The 13,194-nt window shown below is 53.7% G+C and carries 14 protein-coding genes and 1 pseudogene; 10 read left to right on the forward strand and 5 right to left on the reverse strand.

Annotated features, from left to right (window positions below):
- Positions 1 to 20: 20 nt before the first annotated feature.
- The 4 genes from FT643_RS22085 to cadR all read right to left on the reverse strand — a co-directional run bounded on the left by FT643_RS22085 (position 21) and on the right by cadR (position 1,545).
- Complete coding sequence (locus FT643_RS22085) at positions 21 to 329, reverse strand: type II toxin-antitoxin system RelE/ParE family toxin (RefSeq protein WP_068435048.1); 309 nt, start codon at positions 327 to 329, stop codon at positions 21 to 23.
- Positions 330 to 344: 15 nt separating this feature from the next.
- On the reverse strand, positions 345 to 623 hold the full coding sequence (locus tag FT643_RS22090) for an arylsulfatase regulator (RefSeq protein ID WP_076515235.1): 279 nt from the start codon (positions 621 to 623) through the stop codon (positions 345 to 347).
- A 26-nt stretch (positions 624 to 649) separates the two neighbouring features.
- Positions 650 to 910, reverse strand: coding sequence for a type II toxin-antitoxin system Phd/YefM family antitoxin (locus FT643_RS22095; RefSeq protein ID WP_068435052.1), 261 nt, complete (start codon positions 908 to 910; stop codon positions 650 to 652).
- 245 nt (positions 911 to 1,155) lie between these two features.
- Entirely contained in the window at positions 1,156 to 1,545 is a 390-nt protein-coding gene (cadR, locus tag FT643_RS22100) for a Cd(II)/Pb(II)-responsive transcriptional regulator (protein ID WP_068435055.1), read from the reverse strand.
- A gap of 80 nt (positions 1,546 to 1,625) precedes the next feature.
- Here cadR and FT643_RS22105 point away from each other — a divergent pair, with 80 nt between their 5' ends.
- The 9 genes and pseudogenes from FT643_RS22105 to FT643_RS22145 all read left to right on the forward strand — a co-directional run bounded on the left by FT643_RS22105 (position 1,626) and on the right by FT643_RS22145 (position 10,848).
- Positions 1,626 to 2,525: a cation transporter gene (locus tag FT643_RS22105; protein WP_068435057.1), complete on the forward strand. Its 900-nt coding sequence runs from the start codon at positions 1,626 to 1,628 to the stop codon at positions 2,523 to 2,525.
- Between the two features lie 91 nt (positions 2,526 to 2,616).
- Positions 2,617 to 2,985: a hypothetical protein gene (locus FT643_RS22110; protein WP_076515232.1), complete on the forward strand. Its 369-nt coding sequence runs from the start codon at positions 2,617 to 2,619 to the stop codon at positions 2,983 to 2,985.
- An 81-nt stretch (positions 2,986 to 3,066) separates the two neighbouring features.
- Positions 3,067 to 3,495, forward strand: a complete 429-nt coding sequence (locus FT643_RS22115; RefSeq protein ID WP_156873592.1) for a hypothetical protein — start codon at positions 3,067 to 3,069, stop codon at positions 3,493 to 3,495.
- Positions 3,496 to 3,512: 17 nt separating this feature from the next.
- Positions 3,513 to 4,751 carry a TolC family protein gene (locus tag FT643_RS22120; protein ID WP_156873593.1) on the forward strand — a complete coding sequence of 413 codons (1,239 nt, stop codon included), beginning with the start codon at positions 3,513 to 3,515 and terminating at the stop codon, positions 4,749 to 4,751.
- Positions 4,752 to 4,766: 15 nt separating this feature from the next.
- A complete protein-coding gene (locus FT643_RS22125) occupies positions 4,767 to 6,116 on the forward strand; it encodes an efflux RND transporter periplasmic adaptor subunit (RefSeq protein WP_156873594.1) in 1,350 nt (449 codons plus the stop codon).
- 15 nt (positions 6,117 to 6,131) lie between these two features.
- Complete coding sequence (locus tag FT643_RS22130; protein ID WP_076515227.1) at positions 6,132 to 9,329, forward strand: efflux RND transporter permease subunit; 3,198 nt, start codon at positions 6,132 to 6,134, stop codon at positions 9,327 to 9,329.
- A 62-nt stretch (positions 9,330 to 9,391) separates the two neighbouring features.
- A complete protein-coding gene (locus FT643_RS22135) occupies positions 9,392 to 10,309 on the forward strand; it encodes a cation diffusion facilitator family transporter (RefSeq protein WP_035458167.1) in 918 nt (305 codons plus the stop codon).
- A 20-nt stretch (positions 10,310 to 10,329) separates the two neighbouring features.
- A pseudogene (locus FT643_RS22140) lies at positions 10,330 to 10,476 on the forward strand (YnfA family protein); the annotation flags it as partial.
- A 96-nt stretch (positions 10,477 to 10,572) separates the two neighbouring features.
- On the forward strand, positions 10,573 to 10,848 hold the full coding sequence (locus FT643_RS22145) for a YnfA family protein (RefSeq protein ID WP_081737543.1): 276 nt from the start codon (positions 10,573 to 10,575) through the stop codon (positions 10,846 to 10,848).
- Between the two features lie 12 nt (positions 10,849 to 10,860).
- On the opposite strand, the gene FT643_RS22150 is transcribed toward FT643_RS22145, so the two are convergent.
- The gene (locus tag FT643_RS22150) at positions 10,861 to 11,889 is read right to left on the reverse strand and encodes a site-specific integrase (protein ID WP_035458165.1); all 1,029 of its coding nucleotides are present in this window, start codon (positions 11,887 to 11,889) and stop codon (positions 10,861 to 10,863) included.
- On the opposite strand from FT643_RS22150, the gene FT643_RS22155 reads away from it, so the two are divergent.
- Entirely contained in the window at positions 11,884 to 13,143 is a 1,260-nt protein-coding gene (locus tag FT643_RS22155; protein WP_245820078.1) for a DNA-binding protein, read from the forward strand. The two genes, FT643_RS22150 and FT643_RS22155, sit on opposite strands and share 6 nt — an antisense overlap.
- The last annotated feature ends 51 nt before the right edge of the window (positions 13,144 to 13,194 follow it).

A 13,194-nucleotide genomic window follows, 5' to 3' on the forward strand; every position in this document is an offset into this window, starting at 1 on the left:
GGCCCGATCGTCAGCCACATTTAAATCACCTCGCGCCCATCCAGGTGATTCACTGGCACCATCCGCTTGTGCAGGACACCAAACACCACCAACTGCTGCGCATGAACCACGTAATAAATGACATGACTGATGTGGGGGAAGCTCAACACGTCCTCCCCTACATCCGGCCTGGGCTTTCCCAGGGACGGGGTTTCAGCCAGCAGGTGAAGGGTTTGTCGGAGTTCGAACAGGTATTTCTTCGACTGCGCTTCTCCCCATCGGTCTAGGGTAAAACGACGAATGTCGATAAGATCGGATTGAGCATCCGGGGTTAAGCGGTAATTTGACATGGCGTATTGGCGGGACTAATGATCCTTGGGAACATCGACAATGCCATCGGCGATCCCCTGTGCCAGCATTTCCATGAGTTTGGCAAAACGATAAAAGCCATCGTATTGCTGACAGATGTAATCCATTTGGATGTGAGAGGTGCTATCCATCACCCGTTTGAACACATCCATGTAGTCGTAGCAGGTTTGCAATAATTGCTCATCCCCGGCTTCGGTAAGAGGAAACCGGAGGGCGTGGTCATGGATGATCTTTACCATCTGAAGTTGTTCTGCATTCAGCTCGACAGCAGACATTTTTCTTCCCCCAGAAATTTTATCGTCTAGTCGTGGTGACCTGATTCCAAATCATTAAAAAATGCTTCACCATCAACGGTGTTACCTGCTTTGATATCAGCTTTGGTCTGAGTGGCCCTCGACTGCAACAATCTCAGCTTGAGCGCTTTAATGCTCTCGTACTCATCCATTGAGATAACCACAGCAACCGGTTTTCCGTTTTTATTGATCTGGATTGGCGCACGTTGCGCTTTTAGCAGCAGGTCACCAAACTGGGTTTTGGCTTCATTGGCAGAAAGTGTGTCCATGGTCTGGTACCTCACCAAATATCGTTCGATTCGTCCATAATATTCGAAACGAGCGATCTACGTCAATGCCTTGCCTCGCCTGTCTACACGGACATAGCCTCGAGCAGTTTCCCTGGAACTGGCCAGAAACTGCGCCATGAGCCCGACCTCAGTGAAAAATCGCCGAACAAGGTGGAATGGGATATCCAGGGTAGACGTGTGACTTCCAATGATCAGAAAACCAATGTTACCGCTTCGGATTCTGACTAGGTGGTCAGATTTTGCAGTATGCCGCACTGCTCCACCGTGCGGTCGCTTGAGCAACTGCGGCGCAACGCTTTGAGTTGCCTACGCAATTGCGTCAGCTCGGCAATGCGGTCTTCCACTTGTTGAATATGGGCGTCCATCATCCGATTCACCTTATCACATTGCGCGCCAGGCGAGCGTTTGAGCGCCAATAGTTGACGGATTTCCTTCAAGCTGAGATCCAGACTGCGGCAGTGTTTAATGAACAGCAACAGGTCGACGGCCGCTTTGTCATACAAGCGAAAATTTCCCTCGGTGCGTTGGGTTGAGGGCAGCAGATTTTCTTTTTCATAATAACGGATCGTCTGTATTGAGCAGCCGGTAACGCTCGCCAATTCTCCTATTTTCATAACCACCAATTTCACTCTTGATTCTATAGTGACTATAGAATTTAAACTGCATAACCAGGAAAAAACAAGAGCGTTTTAATATGACTGAGCAATGCTGTGCTAGCTGTAACAGCGATGCACGAGACAACACACCACAGATTTCCGATGGCACAAGCGTCGTCCAAGGCGGCTATGTTAGCGAGTATCATGTCTCCAGGATGGACTGCCCTTCGGAGGAAGGCGTGATCCGCATGGCATTGGATAGTGTGGAACCCAAAGTAACGCTGGAATTTGATACCCCCAATCGCATAGTGCGTATCTTTCATGGGGATAATGCCGATGTGATTGAGGAACGGATGCACTCTGTTGGTTTGGGCGCTACGCTTGAAATCACATCACCCGTAGACAGTGATGCCATCGCCCAAGCACATGAAGATGCACAACAGGAGGCACAAAAAGAATCGGGTATTCTGAAATGGCTACTCGCCATCAACGGCATCATGTTTGTCATTGAAATCACCATCGGCTGGTGGGCGCAATCCACTGGCTTGATCGCCGATTCCCTGGACATGTTCGCTGATGCCGCCGTTTATGGCGTGGCGCTCTATGCCGTTGGGCGCAGCACTCGGTTGAAACTGCGCTCGGCACATTTTTCTGGCTGGTTGCAACTGATGTTGGCGTTTGGCGCTTTGAGTGAAGTTGTGCGGCGGTTTATGTTTGGCAGCGAGCCAGCGTCCGTCCTGATGATGAGTATGGGCCTGGCTGCTTTGGCGGCCAATGTGTTGTGCCTTGTGCTGATCGCCAAAAGCAGGAATCGTGGAGCGCATATGAAAGCCAGCTGGATATTCTCCGCCAACGACGTGATTGCCAATCTGGGGGTTATCCTGGCTGGTGGCCTGGTCGCCTGGACCGGTTCCCGCTATCCGGATCTGGTGATTGGTCTCATTATTGGCGTCGTTGTCCTAAACGGTGCACGACGTATTTTGCAGCTGAAATCCTGACCGGAAACGGTTTTGGTGAACTTTTCTATAATATGATAGTCTATGGCAGCTAGTGTTTTGAACCTGACAACATAAGGGCTCCACATTTCACATGAACATCCGCCATCATTTAACTTGTCTACTGGCTCTACTGATTGCCCTGCAATCCGTGGCTGCCATGGCGGACGTTCACCAGCTTCATCAATTCGGGACGGAGCACTTGGAATTCGACCATTCGCACCAATCCAGTGCCACTGATACCCAAAACGACAATCTGCTCGCCAAGCAGACACCCGATCAGCCCGGACAGTCTGTATATGACTGCCACCATTGCTGCCATTGTCATGGCCACGGCTCTGTCGTTCTGACCGGAGCCGCTTCACACTTGGCCAATTTATTCTCAGAAAACGGACAAGCCGACTATCAGGCCAACCTCACCTCTGGTATTCCCCCCTCTCTGTTTCGCCCTCCAATCGCCTGATCGCGCCTCAAAAGCACGTCATCAGTCGCTGTAGACTTGGGTTACAGCGAACAATTGGTATTTATTTTAGGGTGAAACATCATGAAACAGATCGCTATTGGGCTCGCGCTGAGCCTCGCGCTTGTCAATTCCGCTCAGGCCGGAAGCAGCTTGCCTGAAATTGAAGTCGTCAATATCGACAACCAACGCTGGCATTTACGCCAGGTGACCGTGAACCATACCGCCGCGGAGCTGACCGTCTTCGGACGGATGGATGCTCACCTGCGCTACGGCCTTCCCCGAGGCCATGTAGACATCGCAGCCTGGTCTGCTGATAACGGATTGATTGCGGAAACAACCACTGATTACTCACCGCGCCTTCTCACCAGACGTGCATCACGCAAGGGCGGCGTGCGTTTTTCTGCAAAGCTCCCCGCCTTGCCTGATGATGCCGTAATAAAGGTCGCCTTTCACCGGGATGAACCCCAACAGCGGCAAAATCCGGTGCATGACCAAACCGTCGCACGCTGAATTTCAGGAGCATCAATATGAGACGATTTGACTGGCCCAGACGGGCCTTGCTGGGCGCGTTCTTGTTTTTTCCGGCCATGCTTGCTTACGCAGAGACATCGAGTTGGAGCGCCTGGCTCGCCTCCCAGATACAACAACACCCCGAGGTACTTGCCGCCCGCGAGCAATTGCTGGGCTCCAACGCCAGCGCCGATGCGCTGGAGCAGCCGCTTTACAACCCGGAGCTGTCCACCGATTTGGAGCGTAATGAAGAGGAAGACAACTACCGGGTCGGCGTTCAGCAGACCATAGACTGGTGGGACAGACGGGGCGCAAGACGGCAGCAGGCGGGCTTTATGCGAAGCACCGCCGAAGCGCTGTACCAGCAACAAGTGTTGGACAAAACCGCCGATGCGCTTGCCGCACTGGTGGAGTGGCATGCCGCCAACCGCGCCGCCGCCATTGCCCAAGCGCAACAGCAGCAACTTAACGCCTTGCTCGAACAGGTGGATAAGCGCCAACAGGCAGGTGATCTGGGCAGCATCGATGCCGAACTCACCTTTCTGTCCCTGTCACAGCAGCTGGCTCAGGTTGCCGAGGCCGAAGCCGCGATACAGAAAGCCGAAATCAGGGTTCGCGAGCTGCTGCCCGCATGGACGCCCACGCGAGGCGGCATTCCTGATGATTTCTGGCCCTCCCAGCCAGACTTGACCTCGGATCAGGAGCTACGGCAATACCCGGCCGTAGCCAGCGCCCACGCCCGCTGGCAGTCGCTGAAGGAGGAAGCTGAAGTGACACGGCGTACCGCCAAGGCGGAGCCCACCTTTGGCGTCAATGCCGGGCGTGATGGTGGAGAAGGCGTTGTAGGGCTGACCTTCTCCATCCCGTTGAATGTCCGCAACAACTTCAGCGCAGAAACTCGCGCCGCTGAACGCATAGCGCTGGAGGCCGAGGCTCGTTTTCAGGCTATCTACCGCAAGCAGCGCTTTGACTGGCAGGCTGCACAGGCCACCTGGCAGCGCTTTGAACAGCAATATCGCCGCTGGCAAGAGGTTGTTCAGGGTCGGGTCGAGAACAGCGCCGAACTGCTGAAACGGCAATGGCGCACGGGTGATCTGTCCACCACTAATTATCTGCTGGCCTTGAATCAACGCACCGAAAGCCTGCTGGCAGGCATTGAGCTGGAAAAGCAGACACGGCTTGCGCTCACCGAAGCACTTCAGCAATCGGGCCACCTGAACAACGCAACAAAGTCATCGACAGCGTCAACGAATTAAACAGGAATGATAAACATGAATAAAACACTGGTAGCCATTTTGGTGGCTGGTCTTGCGACCGCAACCGCCAGCCACGCCAAAGAATCTGAGTCTGAGCATGGGCAGGAAAAAGCGACAACGGCGGCACCCCATAGCGAACAGGATAATCATGACGATCATCGTGAGGAAAACCATAAAGAGCATGATGCGCATAAGCCTGACAGCGAGCACGGCCACGATGATCATGGCGACGAAAATCATGATGAACACAGTGCCCACGACGAGCACAACTCCGGCTCAGAACACGGGCATGAAGAGCATAGCGAGGGCGGTGACCACGATAATCATGGTGGGCATGGAGGTCACGAAGAAGCTACTTCTGCCTCACTGAACCCGGCGCAAATGACCCTGGCCGATATTCAGGTAAACCCACTGACTCCCAGAAAGGTCGATTATCAGCTTTACGCACCGGGGGAGATCCTTTCCAACGGCTACACCAGTTACCGGGTATCGCCCCGGGTGCCCTCCGTGGTGCTGCGCCGCCATGTCGCCCTGGGCGATCACGTCGAACAGAGTCAGCCGCTGGTTACTCTGTTCAGTGAAACCGTGGCGCAAGCACAAGCCAATTACCGCACGGCTTGGCCTGAATGGCAGAGAGTACAGGAACTTGGGCGCAAAACCGTGGGTGAGCAGCGTTACATCACGGCCAAAACCAACCTAGAAGCGGCACGGGCGACGCTGCTGGCCTACGGCCTTTCCGCCTCGGACTTGCAAGCGTTGGTCGCTTCTCAGCAATCTGTTGCATTAGGGGAGTATACCCTGCATGCCGAGATTGACGGCGCGGTGCTTAGAGATGATTTCGAGCAGGGGCAGCGCATCGAGGCGGGCGCGCCCTTGATTGCGTTGGCCGATGAAAAGCAACTCTGGGTGGAGGCCCACCTGCCCGCCGATCTCTCCCTGACGCTGGGCGCGGGAACGCGGGCGGAAGTGGTGGCTGGGGATGTCCGTGTAAACGCCAAGGTCACTCAGGAGGCGCACACCATTGATCCCATCTCCCGTACCCGTACCGTGCGCCTGTTGGTCAATAACCCGGAACACCGCCTGCACCCTGGCCAGTTCGCCGAGGTGTATTTCCGATTCCAGACTAAAAGGCCCGTGCTAGCGGTACCCGAAACCGCACTGATGCGCGGCGCAGACGGAGATTGGACGGTGTTCGTGGAAGACCATCCTGGCGAATTCCAGCCAGTGGAGGTGGAGCTGGGTCGAGCGCTCGGGCCGCTACGTGAAATTAGCGGTGTCGGTCCGGGGGCTCGCATCGTCACTCAGGGCGCTTTCTTTGTTGCCTCTCAGATCGCCAAGGGCGGCTTTGACCCCCATAACCACTAAGCAGTAGGAGACCCCATGTTTAACCGAATTATCGATTGGGCGGTCATCAACCGATTGCTGGTGGTGATAGCCCTGATCACACTAACGGTCAGTGCCGTTTTTATTATTCCCAAACTGAATCTGGATGCTTTTCCGGATGTCACCAACGTGCAGGTGTCGGTCAATACCGAAGCACCGGGGCTGGCTGCCGAAGAGGTGGAACAGCTTATTACCTATCCCATCGAAGCCGTGATGTACGCCTTACCGGATGTGGAAGAGGTGCGCTCAATTTCCAAAACCGGCCTGTCCGGCGTTACCGTAGTCTTTAAAGAAGGCACCGATATTTATTTTGCCCGGCAACTGGTATTTGAACGGCTTCAGGCTGCCAAGGAGCTGATCCCCGATGGCGTCGGCACACCGGAAATGGGCCCGAATACTTCCGGCCTGGGTCAGGTCTATCAGTATCTGCTGGTGGCAGAACCCGATGCCGGTTTCGACGCCATGGCTTTGCGTAGCTTGAACGACTGGGTGGTGAAGCTGCTATTGATCCCGGCCGAGGGCGTGACCGATGTGCTCTCCTTTGGCGGTGAGGTGCGTCAGTACCAGGTTAACCTAAACCCGTCCCGACTGTTGGCCTACGAGCTGACCCAGGACGACGTCATGATGGCACTGGAGCGCAACAACACCAACGTCGGCGGTTGGTATATGAACCGGGGCCAGGAGCAACTGGTGATCCGGGGTACGGGTTGGCTGGATCATGGTGAGAAGGGCTTGGAACAGATCCGTCAGGTGCCACTGAAAACCGTGGACGGTACTACGATCACCGTGTCCGACGTGGCGCAAGTGGCCCTGGGCAGTGAGATCCGTCAGGGAGCGGTGACCATGACGCGCAAGAACGCCGACGACAAGGTGGAGAATCTCGGCGAGGTGGTGTCCGGCATCGTGCTCAAGCGCATGGGGGCCAACACCAAGGCCACCATTGATGGAGTCAATGCACGCATTGAGCGTATTAACCAGGCATTACCGGAAGGTGTTCGCTTCGAGGCATTTTACGATCAGGCGGATTTGATCACCCAGGCCGTACAGACCGTGGTCAATGCCCTGCTGCTGGCGTTTATTTTCATCGTCGTGATCCTTGCGCTATTCCTGATGAACCTGCGCGCCACCTTTCTGGTGTTGATGTCCATCCCGATATCTATTGGAATCGCTTTAATGGTGATGGCTTGGTTCGGATTGTCGGCCAATCTGATGTCGCTGGGGGGGATTGCGGTCGCCATTGGCATGTTGGTGGATGGCTCCGTAGTAATGGTGGAGAACATGTTTAAACATCTGACGCACCCGGATGCTGAACATGATACCCAGAGACAATCGCGGGTGGATTCCGATGACGTGGACCCTGTTGATGCGGCCCACGACCGTCATGGTATTGCCTTGCGCCTGCAGGAAGCCGGTAAGGAAGTCGCTCGCCCCATCTTTTTTGCCACGGCCATTATTCTGGTTGTCTTCATGCCACTGTTCAGCTTTGAAGGTGTCGAAGCCAAACTGTTTCAACCCATGGCCATCAGTATCATGCTCGCCATGCTCTCGGCGGTGTTGGTGGCCCTGATCATCGTGCCTGCACTAGCAACCTATCTCTTTCGCAGGGGGGTTCGCCAACGCGAGAGCTTTGTATTGAAGCCGCTCGATCTGCTCTATCGTAAAGGTTTAGCCTGGGCGATGGGACACAGCAAAGTGGTGGTGGGTGTCGCTGCCATTATGGTGGTAGCGGCCGCGTTGGTTCTGCCCCGCTTGGGTACCGAATTCGTGCCTGAACTGGAGGAGGGTACCATTAATCTGCGCGTCACCCTGGCGCCTTCTTCCAGTCTGGATACCGCGCTGGAAGTGGCCCCCAAACTGGAGGCCAAGTTGATGGAGTTCCCAGAGGTAACCTATGCACTGTCACGTATTGGCCGGGCTGAAATCGGCGGCGATCCTGAGCCGGTGAATAACATCGAGATCTATATTGGCCTTAAACCGGTGCCGGAATGGACCAGTGCAGACAACCGTTATGAACTCCAGTCATTGATGGAACAGAAACTGGAGCAACACCCAGGCTTACTGCTCAACTTCTCGCAACCCATCGCAACCCGTGTGGACGAGTTGCTCTCGGGCGTCAAAGCGCAGCTGGCCATCAAGTTGTTTGGTCCCGATCTTGCCGTGCTGGCCGAAAAGGGCCAGGCCATTGAGGCCGCAGTGAAAGAAATCGAAGGGGCGCGCGATGTGGCCATGGAGCAGATCGCCGGTGAATCTCAACTGGTGGTGAAGCCGAACCGCAGAGCTTTGTCCCGTTACGGTCTGGCCGTGGGCGACGTGATGGAGCTGGTACGCGAAGGGCTGGGAGGTGCCAGTGCCGGCCAGATCATCAATGGCAACGAGCGTTACGACATCTACGTGCGGCTCGCCGAGCGGTTTCGCGAAGACCGTGAAACCATTGCCGATCTGCGCTTACAGGCCCCGTCAGGTGCCTGGGTACGCCTAGGGGATGTGGCGGAAGTCAGTATCGCATCTGGACCACCGCAGGTACGTCGTGATGACGTGCAGCGTCGGGTTGTAATTCAGGCCAATGTTCAGGGACGGGACATGGGCAGCGTGGTTGCCGATATTCGTCAGGCGATTGTGGAGCAAGTGGACCTGCCCACCGGCTATTCCGTCGATATCGGTGGCCAGTTTGAAAACCAGCAGAGAGCGCAAAAGCGTTTAGCACTGGTGGTGCCGGTTTCGCTGGGATTAATTGCCTTGTTGCTTTATTTTGCCTTTGCCTCGGTTGGCCAGGCCATGCTGATTCTGGTGAATGTCCCGCTGGCGGTGATTGGTGGCGTGTTTTCACTCTGGATTTCCGGCCAGTATCTGTCGGTACCCAGCTCAGTGGGCTTCATCACCCTGTTCGGGGTCGCTGTACTGAATGGCGTTGTCATGGTGGAAAGCATCAATCAACGGATTGCGGACGGCCTTAAAGTATCGGATGCGGTGTTTGATGGAGCGGTTTCAAGGCTAAGGCCCGTGTTGATGACTGCTATTACCTCGGCACTGGGCCTGATCCCCATGCTGCTGTCGAATGGTGTCGGCGCAGAAATCCAAAAGCCTCTGGCGAGTGTGATCGTGGGCGGGTTGGTAACCGCTACGTTCTTGACGCTGTTTGTATTGCCGGTGCTGTTTGCCTGGTTTTCAAAAGGCAAGTTAAGCGACATGGCATAAACGTTGTGCCTGCCCTTATCGTTACGGTCAGGGCAGGTACATTTATTGTGTAAGGGTTGCTCATGCATCAACACGATCATTCACACCACAAAGATGAAAGTGCAAGCCGCATAGCAATGGCGTTCTTTCTTAACGTGGGCTTTACCATCATCGAATTCATCGGCGGCTGGCTCACCAACAGCACGGCTATCATGGCCGATGCGGTGCACGATCTGGGCGACAGTCTGTCCATTGGCAGCGCCTGGTTCCTGAACCGGCTGGGACGTAAATCCGCCGACACCGAATTCACCTATGGCTACCGGCGGTTGTCCCTGTTCGGCGCCCTGATCAACGGCCTGGTATTGATTGCCGGATCGCTGTGGGTATTAGGCGAAGCAATTCCCCGACTGGCCAATCCAGTGATGCCCGTCACCGAGGGCATGTTAGCGCTGGCGATTCTGGGCGTCACCGTCAACGGTATTGCTGCTTATCGCCTTAGCAAGGGAAATACGCTGAACGAAAAGGTATTGAACTGGCATTTATTGGAAGATGTGCTGGGGTGGGTGGCAGTGCTGATTATTTCAATCGTTTTGCAGTTTGCCGACTGGCCTATTCTCGACCCATTGTTATCGGTGGGGTTTACTCTCTTTATTCTGTTTAATGTGTGTCGGAATCTTTGGGTAACCTGCAAGCTTTTCTTTCAGGCTGTTCCAGATAAGGCGCTTCACGAAGAGATCCGGCGAACACTAATTGGCATTAATGGCATCAGCGGAATTCATCACCAGCACCTCTGGTCCCTGGATGGTGAACAGCATGTATTGACGGCCCATATCGTAGCGGATCACGAGGGAGTTTTTGGCCCTGACGAATACTGTGCCATCAAACAATCCATTGCTATGGCGCTCGAACAATACCCGCTGGCTCACACCACAATTGAAATCGAACTGCCCGAAGAAGCTTGCCGGGATCAACCCGTGCCCAGCCAAACGGATCAGCACTAACAAGAGAACTTCGTATGTCCATCCTCTACACGCTCGGTTTGTTTATCATCACAGCTATTGCGGAAATAGTCGGCTGCTACCTGCCATACCTCTGGCTGAAGAAATCGGCATCCGCATGGGTTCTGCTGCCGGCTGCGTTCAGCCTGGCGTTGTTTGCCTGGTTACTGTTGTGGGCAAACAAATAAGTCTGTAACTGGACAGTGCTGGAGCCCCGATTCTACCGTCGTCAGATATGCCTTACCGAAAATTATATTTGTAACTGAATGAACGATTTTCGCCTTAAATCACGCTACAGCCTGCATTCCACCGTTTTAGTTACAGACTTATTTGTTACGGTTACAAACATATTTGTTCAACTACAACTGTCTCTTCATCCAACCACCGCGGGCCGGGTTTATGCCGCCTATGGCGGCGTCTATGTTTCGACAGCCATGCTGTGGCTATGGGGTGTGGATGGGATTCGCCCGCACCTATGGGATTTTGTTGGCGTGGCCGTCACTCTGGTAGGGATGGGCATTATCATGTTCGCACCGAGATGATTTCGATCCTGTTTACTTTCCCTTTTTTGGAGATTCAGCGTTCAGCAGCAAACTCATTTTTTCCATCAGAATGACTGACGCGTTATTGTTGAACTGCTGTCCTTCCTCAATGTACTCCCAAACGGTAGCATCACTTTTCCAACCTCCTTGCTTTTTAATCAGTTCATAGTCCACGCGTTCCCGAGCCGCCGAGGTAGAGAGGCCGCGACGAAAACTGTGACTGCTCAGTTCGGGGACAAAATCGAACTGACAGGCTTTACCAAGGGTTTTGAGCACATCATTGATTGCCCCAGGATTCAATTGCCTGGCTTGAACCTGATCCCAGCGATTGACCGGCCGAAACAGCGGACCAATCGCTATATCAGCGGTATCCATCCATTGCTTTATTGCTCTGGCTGGACAACAGGTTGGATTCCCTGCAAAAGGCAGGGCTCGCACTAAGCCAGTAGCTTGCTGATCGGTCTTGGAACGGGGCAGCCGAATGATCAAGCCCTCAGGCTCCCACACCAGGTCCGTGACTTGTATTGCGAGCAACTCGCTGCGACGAAACGCCCCGAAGAAGCCCGTTAGCACCAGTGCGATATCCCGATACTTCTTCTTGCTATCTGGTAGTTGCTGGAGATGCTTTACCATCTGTGCGATGTGCTCCAGGCGCAGCGCCTTGGCTTTGCGTTTGGGTTGGCCGTGAGTGCGGCGGATGCCTTCCATCGTTTTGCGCACGAGAGGATCTTTTACTGGATCAGCGACTCCCTGGTAGTAGTGCCATTGGCCGATGGCCGTCAGGTGGAGATCCAGTGTCCGAGGGTTGAGAGATTCAGCTTTGATCAGTAGATAGCGCACGACAGTATCCCTGTCGGTAGGCAGTCGGCCACCCCATTTTTCGAATTGGCGAATGGCCGAGCGATACGCTTTGCGCGTGTTGTCAGAGGTGGCTGCCTGGAGATAGTGACGCAGCGCTTCGGATTCCCGATGGGCAATCTGATATGATCGCTCATTACGTAATGATAAGTCAGTGGTCAATTTGGGTGGTTTGCTGTGCATGAATCGAATTCCTATCGCGGTCGCTCAAAAGGCGGCTATGTACCGGCGTTACAAGTGAAAAAATTATGCCTGATTATCATAACCAACGATAATGGTCATTATCGTTGGTTAGAATTTGAAATTCAATCGTATTTGAAAAACATCAATATAATGTTATTTTACGTGTTACATAATACGTTATTAAATAATCTGAGAGGAATCCACATGGCCCGTGCCGGTGTCACTTACCACGACGTTGCCAAAGCCGCTGAAGCGATCAAAAGTCAGCGCCAAGAACCTACTGTAGACCGGGTGCGTGAACACCTCGGAACCGGCAGCAAAAGCACCATCGCACCACTGCTCAAACGTTGGCGATCAGATAACGGAGAGGCGGCCGATATCGGCGGGCTACCGAACGACTTAATCGAAGTGGTAAAGTCGCTGTATGAGCGGGTACAACAAATGGCCGACCATCGTATCGAGCAGGCCCGTCAGGAATTTGAAGGTTTCAATAACGAGCTTCGTAAAGAGTTGACCGATTCCAAAAACACAATCGCGCAGCTTACTGCTCGACAACAAGATCTTGAAAGCCAGATTGAGCGGCAAAACAAAGAAAAAGGTGAGGAAAAAAAGTTTCTGGAAGGTGCGCGTATCAGCCTGGTTAAAGCCGAGTCCCAACGAGACGAAGCGATTGCGAGGACTACTGAACTGAAGGGAAGCGTTGCTGAACTCAAGCAGGAAAACAAGGATATTCGAGAGCACTTTGAACACTATCAGCAGCGCACAGCGGAAGACCGTCAGCAGGAGCGCGAACAGTTTCGCACTGTTATTCAGGGATTAAAAGATCAGATTCGTGATCTGCAACACCGGCTCACCCAAGCCGAGTCCAAAGCGTCTGAGTTATTTGATGCTAATGCACAGTTACAAAGCAACGCCGGTAAACTTGAACAAGCCAATGCAACGCTAAACAGGGAGCTAAACGGAAAGATAGAAGATATCCAGGGTCTGAAGCGCGAGCTTGAAGACGCCGTGACGAAGTATCGGGATTCCCAGCATAAAAATGAACAAATGGCGGAAAACATGGCAGTGATCACCACCCAAAAAGCAGATGTGAGCAAGGAATTGGCTGTGTCAGCTCAAGTATTGGAGACCACCAAAGCCGAACTAAAAGCCTGCCAGGACAAGATTGCATTTCTGACTGACGAGAACAAGGTAATACTTCAGGAAAAGGCGATGATCCAGGGGCAGTTTAAGCAACTCCAGGGCTCGCTATGATCGTGTTAGAGCCAAACTTGTCAAATTTGTCGGTTCTTCCACAGAACCCCT

This window comes from Ketobacter sp. MCCC 1A13808 (assembly GCF_009746715.1).
Classification (GTDB): domain Bacteria; phylum Pseudomonadota; class Gammaproteobacteria; order Pseudomonadales; family Ketobacteraceae; genus Ketobacter.

Bases quoted from the DNA above. Each gene is read 5' to 3' on its own strand.
- FT643_RS22085 (WP_068435048.1), bottom strand. From the start codon at position 329: ATGTCAAATTACCGCTTAACCCCGGATGCTCAATCCGATCTTATCGAC.
- FT643_RS22090 (WP_076515235.1), bottom strand. From the start codon at position 623: ATGTCTGCTGTCGAGCTGAATGCAGAACAACTTCAGATGGTAAAGATC.
- FT643_RS22095 (WP_068435052.1), bottom strand. From the start codon at position 910: ATGGACACACTTTCTGCCAATGAAGCCAAAACCCAGTTTGGTGACCTG.
- cadR (WP_068435055.1), bottom strand. From the start codon at position 1,545: ATGAAAATAGGAGAATTGGCGAGCGTTACCGGCTGCTCAATACAGACG.
- FT643_RS22105 (WP_068435057.1), top strand. From the start codon at position 1,626: ATGACTGAGCAATGCTGTGCTAGCTGTAACAGCGATGCACGAGACAAC.
- FT643_RS22110 (WP_076515232.1), top strand. From the start codon at position 2,617: ATGAACATCCGCCATCATTTAACTTGTCTACTGGCTCTACTGATTGCC.
- FT643_RS22115 (WP_156873592.1), top strand. From the start codon at position 3,067: ATGAAACAGATCGCTATTGGGCTCGCGCTGAGCCTCGCGCTTGTCAAT.
- FT643_RS22120 (WP_156873593.1), top strand. From the start codon at position 3,513: ATGAGACGATTTGACTGGCCCAGACGGGCCTTGCTGGGCGCGTTCTTG.
- FT643_RS22125 (WP_156873594.1), top strand. From the start codon at position 4,767: ATGAATAAAACACTGGTAGCCATTTTGGTGGCTGGTCTTGCGACCGCA.
- FT643_RS22130 (WP_076515227.1), top strand. From the start codon at position 6,132: ATGTTTAACCGAATTATCGATTGGGCGGTCATCAACCGATTGCTGGTG.
- FT643_RS22135 (WP_035458167.1), top strand. From the start codon at position 9,392: ATGCATCAACACGATCATTCACACCACAAAGATGAAAGTGCAAGCCGC.
- FT643_RS22145 (WP_081737543.1), top strand. From the start codon at position 10,573: ATGAACGATTTTCGCCTTAAATCACGCTACAGCCTGCATTCCACCGTT.
- FT643_RS22150 (WP_035458165.1), bottom strand. From the start codon at position 11,889: ATGCACAGCAAACCACCCAAATTGACCACTGACTTATCATTACGTAAT.